Below are 12339 nucleotides of genomic sequence, written 5' to 3' on the forward strand. Positions count from 1 at the left end.
TCCATACAGAGCCAACAATGCGTTCCATTGCATCACTCATGAACATGGACGGCCGTGTGGCCGTCATCACCGGCGGCGGAGGTCATTTGGGACAGGCCATGGCCGACTCGCTGGCCGAACTGGGCTGCGCCATCTGCCTGATTGACCGCAACGAGGCCGCGTTGGCTGACGCCGCAGGCAAGCTGCGTGAGGCCTGGGGTGCCAGCGTCGACACGCTGCTGGTGGATCTCGAATCCGAAGCCGAGCGCGCCGACGTGGCGCCGCGCGTTCAGGAACTGTTCGGCCGCGCCGACGTGCTGATCAATAATGCCGGCTTTGTCGGCGACAGCAATCTGACTGGCTGGGTAGTCCCGTTTGAACAGCAGGAAATCTCGACCTGGCGCCGCGCCGTCGAAGTCAACCTGACCGCTGCGTTTCATTTGTCGCAAGTGATGACGCCACTGCTGCGCGCAAACGCCAGGGGCTCCATCATCAACGTCAGCTCGATCTACGGTGTCGTCGGTCCGGACATGTCTATTTACGCAGGAACCGCGATGGGCAACCCCGCTGCCTATGCCGCAAGCAAGGGTGGACTGGTGCAGACGACACGCTGGCTGTCCACGGTGCTGGCACCGCAGATTCGCGTCAATTGCATCAGCCCGGGCGGTATCGCCAGAAATCAGCCACAGGAATTTTCCGAACGCTATATCCAGAAGACGCCGATGCAACGCATGGGCACAGAAGAAGATTTCAAAGGTGCGATCGCCTACTTCGCCAGCGATCTGTCGGCCTGGGTGACGGGCGAGAACCTGATGATTGATGGTGGGTGGACAGCATGGTAAAACCGGTTTTCATCATCGCCGAAGCGGGCGTCAATCATAACGGCGACGCTGATCTGGCATTACAGCTGGTCGACACCGCCGCCGCATGCGGCGCCGACGCCGTCAAGTTCCAGACGTTCTCAGCCGACAAGCTGGTGCGCCCCGGCGCGGAAAAAGCCGAATACCAGAAGCGCGAGACCGGCGCCGGCGATCAGCACTCCATGTTGAAGGCGCTGGAAATGTCGGAAGATCTGCATCGCCGGATCGTCGCGCGCTGCCTCGAGAAAGGCATTGAGTTCATGTCGACGCCGTTCGACGAAGAGGCGGCCGACTTCCTTGTATCGCTCGGCATGCAGCGCATCAAGGTTCCCTCCGGAGAGATCACCAATGAACCGTTCCTGCGCTTCCTTGCCGCCAAGGGCGTGGCGATGATCGTATCGACAGGGATGGCCGACATGCAGGAAATCCGTCGCGCCGTCGAAGTAATTGCGCAGACTCGCGACCAGCACGGTTTCACGGAACCGTTGGCGGATGTCCTCACAATCCTGCACTGCACCTCCAACTATCCGGCGGCATGCAGCGACGTCAATTTACGTGCAATGAGTTCGATTGCGACGGAGACCGGTGTGCCTGTCGGCTACTCCGATCACACGCTCGGCATCTCGGTGTCGACGGCGGCCGTGGCTTTGGGTGCTACCGTCATCGAGAAACATTTCACGCTCGACCGCAACATGCCGGGCCCCGATCACAAGGCTTCGCTCAGCCCGGAAGAATTGACCCAGCTTATCGGACAAATCCGTGATGTCGAGCAGGCATTGGGGTCCTCACTGAAGCGTCCGACGGCATCCGAACTTCCGGTGCGCGAACTGGTTCGCCGCAGCGTGACGCTGGTCGCCCCCTTGCGCGCAGGCGCGACGATCCGGCGCGAAGACATCTCCCTGCTGCGCCCCGGCACCGGCATCGCGCCACGCCACATCGACGAGGTCATCGGCAAGGTGATCCTCAAGGATACGTCGGCAGGCACGACATTGCAGTGGCAGGACCTGGAATGATGCGCAAGATCTGCTACATCACCGGCACGCGCGCCGATTTCGGCCTGATGCAGTCGACGCTGGAATTGATCGACAAGGCGCCCGGCCTGGAGCTGTCCCTCATCGTCACGGGCATGCATCTGCTGGAAGAATACGGTTCGACGATTCAGGACATCGAGGCCGCCGGCTTCAAGATCGCCGCCACGGTTGCGGTCGGCGCGCACTCTTCCGGCGCCGCGATGGGTCGCAACATCGGAATCATGATCTCCGGGTTCATCGATGCGCTTGAAAGTGCACGCCCTGATGTCGTCATGCTGCTGGGCGACCGCGGCGAGATGCTGGCGGGAGCGATCGCGGCCATCCATCTCAATATTCCGATTGTGCACGTACACGGCGGCGAGCGCTCCGGCACTGTCGATGAACCTGTGCGCCACGCCATTTCAAAGTTGTCCCACCTGCACTTCACGGCGACGACGGATGCTCGTGAACGCTTGATTCGCATGGGAGAGAATCCTGCTGACGTGTACGTCACCGGCGCTCCCGGGCTGGACGGCCTGACGGATATGGCCAAGGCAACACGAACAGAATTGCTGGAATCTGCCGGTCTTGATCCGGCGCGACCCTTCGCCCTGATGGTCTATCATCCCGTACTGCAGGAAGCCGAAGCGGCGGGCACGGCCGCCGAGTCGATCCTTGCCGCCATGGCCGCGGGCGGCGTCCAGATCGTTGCCCTGAAACCCAACTCCGACGCGGGCAGCGACGGCATCCGCAAAGTATTGGAACAACACGCTTCGGACGCTAACCTGCGCGTCTTTACGCATTTTCCGCGCACGCGGTTTGTTGCCTGGATGGCGGCAGCTGAAGTCATGGTCGGCAATTCGAGTGCGGGCATCATCGAAGCTGCGTCTTTTGGCACACCTGTCATCAACATCGGATCGCGGCAGCATTTGCGCGAACGCAATGCCAACACCGTGGATGTGCCCACCGACGAGACCGCGATCAGCGCGGCATTGGTCCATGCCCTGCATCAAGGCCGCCGGCCGCTGCAGAATGTCTATGGCGACGGCAGCGCCGGCTTGCGCATTCTGCAACTGCTCAGTGAAACCGATCTGAACGCGGCCATGTTGGCAAAGTCCAATGCCTACTGACCTCGTTTATCTTCTTGGTGCAGGCGGCCACGCCAAGGTGGTGATTGACGCTTTGCATGAGATGCAGTTCGACATGCGGCAAGTGCGACTCAGGGACGATGCCGTCGCAAGGCGCGGCGACGACATCCTGGGGCTGGAAATTGACGCACCCGCGATCATCGCGTCGATGTCGGGAAGCCGCTACCACCTTGCCATCGGAAGTTGCACCGCACGGCTGCAACTGAGCGGGAAGCTGGAAGCCCTTGGGATGCGCGCTTTGGCGATCATTCATCCGGCTTCCGTAATTTCGCGCCATGCGCAGATTGCCGATGGCGCGTTCATCGCCGCACGCGCCATCATCGGGCCGGCCGCACGCATCGGCAAAAGCGTCATCGTCAACCATGGCGCCGTCGTCGACCACGATTGCGTGGTAGGAGACTTTTCACATATCGCGCCCAATGCCACTCTGGCAGGCAATGTCCGCATCGGCGCAGGTGTTCTGATCGGCGCCGGAGCAAATATTCTTCCCGGGGTCGAGATCGGTGATGACGCCGTCATCGGCGCCGGAGCAGTAGTCGTTTCAAATGTCGAGGCGGGACAAGTCCAAGTCGGAATACCTGCGAAAAAATTAAAAGGGAAGTAACGTGTTCAACATACAAAACGTATCAGTAAGTCGCAGCACCACGCTGCGAGAAGCCTTGCTCGCGCTCAACAATACCGCCATCGGCCTGCTGCTCCTGCTGGACGAAGAGCGGCGCCTGGATCGGACCGTCACCGACGGCGATATCCGTCGCCTGCTGCTCGACGGTGCGCAGCTGGACGATACGCTGGCAAAACTGGCGAAAATCCAATCCCTCACCGTTCCCAAGAGCGCGTCGCGCCGGGAGGCGCTCGACCTGATGAACAAGCACGTCATCAATCATCTGCCGGTGGTCGACGACGACGGCAAGCCGGTCGACATCCTGGACCGTCGCGTGATTGATGAACAGATCCTGTTGTCGACGCCGCACATGGGCAGCACCGAACGTGAGTTCGTGGAGGAAGCATTCCGCACGAACTGGATTGCGCCGCTCGGACCAAACGTCGACGCCTTTGAGAGCGAGCTGGCCGAATTGGTGGGCATCAAGCACGCGGCCGCCTTGTCCTCGGGTACCGCGGCCATTCATCTGGCGCTGCAATTGATGGGCGTGGGCCGCGGCGACAAGGTCTTCTGCTCAACGCTGACGTTTGCCGCGAGCGCCAATCCGATCGTGTATCAGGGCGCGGAACCCGTTTTCATCGACTCTGACGACGTCAGCTGGAACATGTCTCCGGCCGCGCTGAGAAAAGCATTCGAAACTGCTGCTGCCGAAGGCTGGAAACCCAAGGCCGTCATCGTCGTCAATCTTTACGGGCAGAGCGCAGATATCGACAGCCTGCAGGCCATCTGTGACGAATATGGTGTCGAGATATTGGAGGACGCGGCGGAATCGCTCGGAGCCTACTACAAAGGCCGCGCCAGCGGCACCTTCGGCCGCCTCAGCGTCTATTCGTTCAACGGCAACAAGATCATCACCACTTCCGGTGGCGGCATGCTGGTCTCGGATGACGCCGAATTGATTGCAAAAGCCCGCTTCCTGGCGACGCAGGCGCGCGATCCGGCGCCGCATTACCAACACTCGCAAATCGGCTTCAACTACCGCATGAGCAATATCCTCGCGGGCGTCGGACGAGGCCAGTTGAAGGTGCTCAAGGAACGCGTCGAAGCGCGCCGGGCCGTGTTCAAGGCCTACAAGGATGCCTTCAGCGACATCGCCGGCATCACCTGGATGCCGGAACCCGAATGGAGTTATTCAACTCATTGGCTGACCGTGTGCACGGTTGATCCCGCCATGGGAATCACCAGCGCCGAACTGATTGCCAAACTGGCCGGCGAATTGATTGAAGCCCGTCCGGTCTGGAAGCCTATGCATCTGCAGCCGGTGTTTTCCGAATGCCGCTATTTCGCGCACTCGGAAGAATCGGTTTCCGATCGCCTGTTCTCCCAAGGCGTTTGCCTGCCGTCTGGATCGAACATGACGCCGGAACAGATTCAACGCATTGTGGCAACAATCCGCAGCCATCTTTAAGATTCATTCAGGAAAAAAAACGGGCCTCACGGCCCGTTTTTTTTGCCCGTCACAAGCTGGGTCTCAACTATTTACGCGCGCGTAAATCAAATCCACGAAGTCTTCCGGCGCAACATATCCCGTCACCAGCTCACGCAAGATATCGCGGATGGCCTCAACATCATTGCCGTCCACTGCATGTCCCAATTCCAGCAGTTTCTGCGCCAGCGTATCCCATGGCAAAAACGCTTCATGCGCCTTCATGATGCGCGGATGCGTCGTCGACTGCGGATTTGCGCCGATCAACAACTCCTCATAGAGCTTTTCTCCCGGCCGCAAACCCGTCACCTTGATCTCGATGTCGCCATCAGGATGTTCTTCATCCTTGACCACCAGACCGGACAATTCGATCATCCGAAAAGCCAGGTCGACGATCTTGACTGGTTCGCCCATGTCCAGAACGAATACATCCCCGCCTTCTGTCATCGCCCCAGCCTGTACGACGAGTTGGGCGGCTTCCGGAATCGTCATGAAATACCGCGTCACTTCCGAGTCCGTCACCGTCACCGGGCCGCCGTCCTTGATCTGGCGCCGGAACAAAGGCACAACGGAGCCCGACGAACCGAGCACATTGCCGAACCGCACCATTGCGAAGCGCGTGTTGTTCGCCACGGGAGCCGCAGTAGTTCCGGCATCTCGGAACGCCACCAGCTTCGTGGTTGCCAGCGCCTGCAAAATCATTTCCGCCAAGCGCTTGCTCGCGCCCATCACATTGGTCGGACGAACCGCCTTGTCGGTACTGATCAGCACAAAATCCGTTACACCGCTTTCCACTGCGGCGCGCGCCAGATTGTAGGTTCCGAACACATTGTTCTTGATGCCCTCTGCAGGATTCTGCTCGACCAGGGGAACATGCTTGTATGCCGCCGCGTGATAGACGGTTTGCGGCTTCCAGGCGTTGCATATTTCCAACAGCCGATCGTAGTGACGAACGCTCCCCAGCAGGGGGATCAGTTCTGTTGTGACGCCCAGCTCTGCCGCACGCGCCGACAAGTCGGCGTGAATCTTGTACAGGCTGTACTCACTATGTTCCAGCAGGATCAGTTTGGTCGGTCCGACGGCAATGATCTGACGGCACAATTCACTGCCGATGCTGCCGCCCGCGCCGGATACCATCACCACACTGCCGCTGATGTTGCGGCTCATCAGTTCCGGATGCGGCGGCACCGGTTCGCGTCCCAGCAAATCGGTAATATCAAGTTCATGGATGTCGGAAACGCCAACTTTACCTTGCGCCAGTTCGACGATATCCGGCAACGACCTGATATGCACCTTCTGCTTGCGCAGGCTCTCCAGTATTTCATTGCGACGCGCTCGGCTGATGGCCGGCATCGCCAGCAATACGTCGCTGACCATGTGCTTGGCAATCAGAGCACTCACCTTGTCCGGCGAATGGACGACACAACCGTTGATCGTACGGCCCGCCAGATGCGGATCGTCGTCGATGAATCCGACCAGTTTCAGGTTTTTTTGCTGCTGCAACGCATCCGCAATCTGGGCACCTGCGGCGCCTGCGCCGTAGATCAACAGGCGCGACTCCACCGGCGTGCGCCGATCGGCACGCACCCGCCCGAACCAGACACGGGCGAACGCCCTGCTGCTGGCGATTAGAACAAACAGAATCAAAGGCTGCAACAAACCGACCGAGCGCGGCACATTCGGCAGTCCGAGCCATAGCAACAACGGGAACAGCACTGCGCAATACACGCCGATGGCCTTGCCTATGGTCATCATGGCGGCGATGCCGGTGTAGCGGAATACTGCCTTGTACAGTCCGAAGCGCGAAAAGACAATAAGCCCAAGTACTACGGCGAGAAGGTAGACATGTTGCTGGTAACCGCTGGGAAGGGAGATCGAATCCAGTCGCAGGCCGAATGCGCACCACGTGGCGATCAACGAGAGAACGACATCGAGCAGGGCAACAATGTATTGCTTTACGCGACGCGAAAGCAAGTTCAGTTTATTTAGCATCAAATTCTTACTACAAAGATAGATCAGTGCGTAGGCAAATCAGTGCAGATCAGTGCGTAACGCCATCGCGTTTTATTACTTTTTCGAGCGTCAGCCACAGGATGCGCAGGTCGAATGCAAAATTGCCGGCCTTCATGTATTCGACATCCAGTCGCACCTTCTCCGGAATCGGCAATTCATCACGGCCGTTCACTTGCGCCCATCCGGTCAAACCAGGCAGCAGCTTGTGCACGCCGAATTCCGAGCGCATCTGGATCAGATCCATCTGATTGGACAGTGCCGGCCTCGGCCCGACCAGACTCATGTCGCCTTTCAGGATGCTCCAGATCTGCGGCAACTCATCAAGGCTGGTCTTGCGCAGGAAACTGCCTATCGGAGTCAGATGAGCAGCAGGATTGGTCAGCAAATGCGTGGCAACCGCAGGAGTTCCTATCTCCATGGTCCGAAATTTGGGCATCCTGAATATCTTGTTATCCTTGCCGACGCGATCGGACCAATAGATGGCTGGCCCGCGCGAGGTCGCGCGCACCAGCACCGCAATTATCGACATCGGCACTATCAGGAAAACAATCCCAATTACGGCACTCACAAAATCAAAGGCTCTTTTCATCTTGGTCTTGTTTCAAATCGGCGCGCCTGTCTTCACAGCTTCCTTTTGCAGCATTTTTCTCCATGCCGCGTGGAACGATGTTTTTTGCCGCCGATCATGCATTTTCACTAACATTTAACAAAAGATCATCGCAACAATTGCCAATGATTTTCATCAGACCCATTCTTGATTTGTCTAATTGTGTCAGAACGGGGACCGCTCAAGAGGATACTACGTTCGTGCTCCAAAACCCAACATTCCGTGCCTTTATGTAACAATCTGCATGTTGCCGTCTCATCTGTTAAAAAAGTTACCCATTATCATCATTTTCGCTAAAAGTATGATTTCCCTGCACCCAGGCGAGCATATTCCGGCCGATATGAGGCACCCTGAAAATCCCAGCCAATTACATGCCAACAACAATGCCGCAAGCCAGCCCCGCGTTTAGTAGATTGTCGGCAATAGCCACCTTCGAGAGCTTTTTTATGTTGCTACCAGCACACCACAGAGGATTTGCTGTAGCAAAACATGTCATGCATGTAAATCGGCAAGGCTGCCAACAAATACAGGAATCGTAAATTGCGTTATTCATTTCCCCTAGCATTCATGGCGAATACCTTCGCCATGACTGTCCTGCTGATCGCGCTCGGCCTGACCAAAAATCCTAGCATGGCCGCCGAAGTCGGCGTTGTCCAGGCCGTGACCCTGGCTCTGCTTTACGCATTTTCCGCCAATGCGCGCAGCCTGATCCTCAACGGCGTCTCGGGCGTGTCCGCGCATTCAGTCCTGCTGGTTCGCTGCCTGCTGCTGTTGCCGCTGGCGGCGGCATGCTACTGGCTCAGCGTCGATGTCGCCAAGATTGAACTGGCGCTGGCTCTTATCCTGATCCTGCGCCGTTGCATCGAATGGCTCGGCGAAGTTCACCTGAGCGAAATGGAACGGCTGGAGCATCACAGCTTCGCGCGCAACTACGTGCTGTTGCAATCCATCCTGCTCGCCGTGCTGCTGGTCTGGCTGCTTGCCGATCTTCCTTACAGGCTGGTGGCCCTGTTCATATGGGCTGCGGCGCCTCTCTTGATGAGCGGCGGTTTCCTTTTCCGTTTGCTGCTGTCGAAACAACCGAAGATCAGCGGCAGTTCGCTCCGCAAATTGTTGCCTAACCTCGGCTCCACGGCCATCATCGGCATTACGGTCTATATCTTCCGCCTGCTGATCCTGCTGGTTGCCGGCAAGCAGACCGCCGGAGATTTATATACCGCTTTTGCCATTGGCGGGGTCACCGGCTCCGTGTTCGCCAACGCACTCGGCGCCAGCGCTGCACTGCACGAACAGCGCAGCGGGAAGTCGCATTTGCCCGGCCCGCTGCGCTATGCTTTGACCGCATCGGTTTTGCTTGGTGTCGTATTGTTTTGCGCCGCCGCGCTGAAAATGCCGTTCCTGCTCCCGGCCGGGAAAACGTTTTTCTTCTGGGAAGCCACCGGATTGTCGCTGATCGGCGGCTTCATCATGGTGAAGGCACAGCAAATCCGCTTCCGCCTGCTGCAGCACGACAGCGATCACGACGTGTTCGGGCCGGACGTGCTCATCAACATCCTGGCATTCACGTCGGTGCCGTTCGCGTTCTATATTTTTGGAGAGCGCTCGCTGGTCGCCCTGTTCCTGCTCAGCGCGATCATGTCTTACGTTTTTTACCGCAGTGCCCGAAAAGAAACCTTCGGGTTTTCAGTCGACAGGATTTATTCACCTGCCGTCTATAAGACCATTCGATTCGCCATCCCCTTTTTCCTGCTACTTCCGCTGTTTTTCCAACTGAGCAAGGGCATCTTCATGGATACCACCGGAGGCTTTTCCGGTGACGGGACCTTGAAGAACCTGCCGCTTCCCGTCTCGATCATGGCATGTGCGGCAGGCATATTGCTGCTGAGGACGTATCGGCGTGCGTCGTTGTCGTTCGGCTATATTTTCCTCACCTGCGCGTTGATGGCGATGTCATCAATCATCCTTACTCAGGATTCTCCCTCGCAACAACAGGCCAAGTTCATCCTGCTGATCCAGTTCACGTTGCCGATGTTTGCATTGGTGCTTGGGCAGGTATACGAACCGCTCAGCCGCAAACTCGAAGACGATGCGCATGCAAAGGCCTTCCTCTGGCTGTTGTTTGCGACGGTGCCGCTGCAGCTTTATCTCTCGCATCGAAACGGACTCAGATTCCTTACTCCCGATCTGGGCTTGTTCGCTGTTTATCAGTACCTGCAATATGTCCCCGTCATTTTCGTGGCGGCATATCTGCTGGCGCTTTTCACGTTGTGGGCCAATCCAGCCTACCGAATCGCGCTTTGCATAGCGACATTATTCATGGCGATCTATGTCCCGGCATCGACCTCGTTCCTCGCCATTTCATTGTTCATCTTCGGGTTGGCGACGTTTGTGGTTTTTCCTTCCAAGGCAACCACCAGGAAAATTCCCGCCTTGCTTTTCATTCTGGCCATGCTGTCGAGCTGGACGTATTATCAGTATGAAAAAAAGGAGGTCGCATTCAAGTTCGGCACGATCTCGGATGACGTAAAAAATCTTTCCCAGCCCGCTCCTGCGGCCCCGGCTCAGTCCGCGCAGACCTCCCCGCCTTCCACCAGCACGACTGTGGCCAATGGACGTATCACGCTTCCCACCAATATTGCGCAACGGCTTTACTGGTGGACGTATTACGCGACCAACGCGACGGCCAGCGCAAAAAGCTTTTTCATCGGCAACAGCGTCGTCCCTGACCGCACGCAATATCCGAGTGCACACAATTACTATCTGGACTTCATCTATAACTTCGGCGCGATCGCATTGATACCGACGATGCTGTTGCTTGGAGCGACCGTAATCAACCTCGTACGGCAACGGCGCCAGCTTCTTCAGTCTCCATCGTTGATGGTGCTCAGTCTGGTGGTGATCTTCCTTCTGGTGGCGGACAATGCGCTGAAAGTCAGCCTGCGCCAGCCATATAGCGGCATATTCACCTTCTTCTTATGGGGTGTGCTGCTTACCAGGCTGCAGCGCCTGAAAGACGGAAGCACGGAAAATATTTCCCACGACGTTGCAGCCAATGCCACCGACATGTCTGAGTCATGAAAGGTACCTACGCCATCGGCGACCTCCAAGGCTGCGACCAGCAGCTGCAAAACCTGCTCGACCTGATCGGCAAAACCGCTCCCGACGCCGACCTGCTGTTCGTCGGCGACCTGGTCAACCGCGGGCCGCATTCGCTGGCCACGCTGCGCCATTTGCGCGCTCTGGGCGACCGCGCGCGCGCAGTTCTGGGCAACCACGACCTGCATCTGCTGGCGGTGTCGCAAGGCATCCGCCCGCTCCATGCCACCGACACCTTGCACGACATCCTGATCGCCCCTGACCGCGACGAGTTGCTTGACTGGGTGCGCCATCGTCCGTTGGCGCTGTTAGAGAACGGCCATCTGCTGTTTCACGCCGGGGTGTTGCCGGAGTGGGATGCCGACAAAGTCATGTCGCTGGCGCATGAAGTCGAAACCATGCTGCGCGGCCCCGACTGGGTCGACTTCCTGCGCCAGATGTACGGCAACGAACCGGCCGTGTGGAGCGACGATTTGCAGGGCCATGACCGGCTGCGCTGCATCATCAACACGCTCACGCGCATCCGCTTTTGCCGGCCCGACGGCGGCATCGATTTCACGATCAAGGAAGGCGCCGGCGCTGCGCCTGAAGGTTACCTGCCATGGTTCGACATGCCGGGACGCAAGACCGCCGACGTCACCTGCGTGTTCGGACATTGGTCGGCATTGGGATTGACGCTGCGCCCCAATCTGATCGGCCTTGATACCGGTTGCGTGTGGGGCGGCAAGCTTACTGCGGTGCGGCTTGAGGACCGGGCTCTGTTCCAGGTGGATTGCCCGCAGACGCTGAAGCCGGGTTGAGGTCTTCCGGCAGATAGCCGAGTCCGTCGGCGACCACCTTGCGCGCCGCCACCGCCAGCTCGCGGCGATGCGCGCCCTCAGTGGGGATGCTCGGCAATTGCGTCAACTCAGCCGTGATCGCGCCAGCCTGCAACACCGCCAGGATACTTTCCACAATGGTCGTGTCGCCGATGAAGTCGGCGGCGGAATGGTAATTGCCCTGCGCGTCCAGATAGCGCAACGCGTACGGCTGCACCGGCACTTTGGCGTCCAGCGCCGCTTCGAACAGATTGGCATGGAACGGCAACAGCTTGCCTTGTGCGGCAGTCGTACCTTCCGGGAAGAAGGCCACGCGGTCGCCCGCTTCGATGCTTTCCACGATGCCCTTGAAGATGCGGCGCACGTCGCTGGCCTTGCCGCGCGAGATGAAAATGGTGCCGGTCTTGGCGCACAGCCAGCCGATGAAGGGCCAGCTGCGGATGTCCGACTTCGCCACGAAGCGGCACGGCTGCATCGAGTTCACCACGAAGATGTCGAGCCACGAAATGTGATTGGCGACGATCAGCGCACGCGGCGGCGCCGGCGTACCGGGCAGCGCGCGCACCACCAGCTTGATGCCGCAGATGCCCAGCAGCTGATGCGACCAGCGGCGGATATGGCCTTCCCGGCGCGCCGGTCCGATCAGGGGAAAGATGAAGGCGCAGATCGCCATGCCGACGAACAGATGCACCACCATGCGCAACACGCGGAAAACAAGCAT

General features: G+C 58.5%; 10 protein-coding genes. 7 read left to right on the top strand and 3 right to left on the bottom strand.

The features are described 5' to 3' along the window. Positions 1-17: 17 nt before the first annotated feature. The 5 genes from ACIROY_RS18270 to ACIROY_RS18290 are packed head-to-tail and all read left to right on the top strand — an operon-like array spanning position 18 to position 5066. Entirely contained in the window at positions 18-821 is an 804-nt protein-coding gene (locus ACIROY_RS18270) for an SDR family oxidoreductase (RefSeq protein ID WP_402343049.1), read from the top strand. Beyond that, positions 815-1852, top strand: a complete 1038-nt coding sequence (neuB, locus tag ACIROY_RS18275; RefSeq protein ID WP_402343052.1) for an N-acetylneuraminate synthase — start codon at positions 815-817, stop codon at positions 1850-1852. Before ACIROY_RS18270 ends, neuB begins: the two co-directional genes overlap by 7 nt. Further along, positions 1849-2979 carry a UDP-N-acetylglucosamine 2-epimerase gene (neuC, locus tag ACIROY_RS18280; protein ID WP_402343055.1) on the top strand — a complete coding sequence of 377 codons (1131 nt, stop codon included), beginning with the start codon at positions 1849-1851 and terminating at the stop codon, positions 2977-2979. Before neuB ends, neuC begins: the two co-directional genes overlap by 4 nt. Next, complete coding sequence (locus ACIROY_RS18285) at positions 2969-3601, top strand: acetyltransferase (RefSeq protein WP_402343058.1); 633 nt, start codon at positions 2969-2971, stop codon at positions 3599-3601. Before neuC ends, ACIROY_RS18285 begins: the two co-directional genes overlap by 11 nt. A 1-nt stretch (position 3602) precedes the next feature. Continuing rightward, complete coding sequence (locus ACIROY_RS18290; protein ID WP_402343061.1) at positions 3603-5066, top strand: aminotransferase class I/II-fold pyridoxal phosphate-dependent enzyme; 1464 nt, start codon at positions 3603-3605, stop codon at positions 5064-5066. Between the two features lie 63 nt (positions 5067-5129). On the opposite strand, the gene ACIROY_RS18295 is transcribed toward ACIROY_RS18290, so the two are convergent. Both ACIROY_RS18295 and ACIROY_RS18300 read right to left on the bottom strand, forming a co-directional pair. Beyond that, positions 5130-7076 (bottom strand): polysaccharide biosynthesis protein, encoded by a 1947-nt coding sequence (locus ACIROY_RS18295; RefSeq protein ID WP_402343064.1) that lies wholly within the window; start codon positions 7074-7076, stop codon positions 5130-5132. A 49-nt stretch (positions 7077-7125) separates the two neighbouring features. Then, positions 7126-7686: a sugar transferase gene (locus tag ACIROY_RS18300; protein ID WP_402343068.1), complete on the bottom strand. Its 561-nt coding sequence runs from the start codon at positions 7684-7686 to the stop codon at positions 7126-7128. 585 nt (positions 7687-8271) lie between these two features. Between ACIROY_RS18300 and ACIROY_RS18305 the strand changes: the two genes are divergently transcribed. Next, a complete protein-coding gene (locus ACIROY_RS18305; protein WP_402343071.1) occupies positions 8272-10782 on the top strand; it encodes a hypothetical protein in 2511 nt (836 codons plus the stop codon). Next, complete coding sequence (locus ACIROY_RS18310) at positions 10779-11600, top strand: symmetrical bis(5'-nucleosyl)-tetraphosphatase (RefSeq protein ID WP_402343074.1); 822 nt, start codon at positions 10779-10781, stop codon at positions 11598-11600. Before ACIROY_RS18305 ends, ACIROY_RS18310 begins: the two co-directional genes overlap by 4 nt. On the opposite strand, the gene ACIROY_RS18315 is transcribed toward ACIROY_RS18310, so the two are convergent. Further along, positions 11530-12339, bottom strand: coding sequence for a lysophospholipid acyltransferase family protein (locus tag ACIROY_RS18315; RefSeq protein ID WP_402343076.1), 810 nt, complete (start codon positions 12337-12339; stop codon positions 11530-11532). The two genes, ACIROY_RS18310 and ACIROY_RS18315, sit on opposite strands and share 71 nt — an antisense overlap.

The sequence above is a fragment of the Herbaspirillum sp. NPDC101396 genome, assembly GCF_044767365.1.
Classification (GTDB): Bacteria; Pseudomonadota; Gammaproteobacteria; order Burkholderiales; family Burkholderiaceae_D; genus Herbaspirillum.

Excerpts from the sequence above, each read along its gene's own strand:
- ACIROY_RS18270 (WP_402343049.1), top strand. The coding sequence starts at position 18 with ATGCGTTCCATTGCATCACTCATGAACATGGACGGCCGTGTGGCCGTC.
- neuB (WP_402343052.1), top strand. The coding sequence starts at position 815 with ATGGTAAAACCGGTTTTCATCATCGCCGAAGCGGGCGTCAATCATAAC.
- neuC (WP_402343055.1), top strand. The coding sequence starts at position 1,849 with ATGATGCGCAAGATCTGCTACATCACCGGCACGCGCGCCGATTTCGGC.
- ACIROY_RS18285 (WP_402343058.1), top strand. The coding sequence starts at position 2,969 with ATGCCTACTGACCTCGTTTATCTTCTTGGTGCAGGCGGCCACGCCAAG.
- ACIROY_RS18295 (WP_402343064.1), bottom strand. The coding sequence starts at position 7,076 with ATGCTAAATAAACTGAACTTGCTTTCGCGTCGCGTAAAGCAATACATT.
- ACIROY_RS18300 (WP_402343068.1), bottom strand. The coding sequence starts at position 7,686 with ATGAAAAGAGCCTTTGATTTTGTGAGTGCCGTAATTGGGATTGTTTTC.
- ACIROY_RS18305 (WP_402343071.1), top strand. The coding sequence starts at position 8,272 with ATGGCGAATACCTTCGCCATGACTGTCCTGCTGATCGCGCTCGGCCTG.
- ACIROY_RS18310 (WP_402343074.1), top strand. The coding sequence starts at position 10,779 with ATGAAAGGTACCTACGCCATCGGCGACCTCCAAGGCTGCGACCAGCAG.
- ACIROY_RS18315 (WP_402343076.1), bottom strand. The coding sequence starts at position 12,339 with ATGCTTGTTTTCCGCGTGTTGCGCATGGTGGTGCATCTGTTCGTCGGC.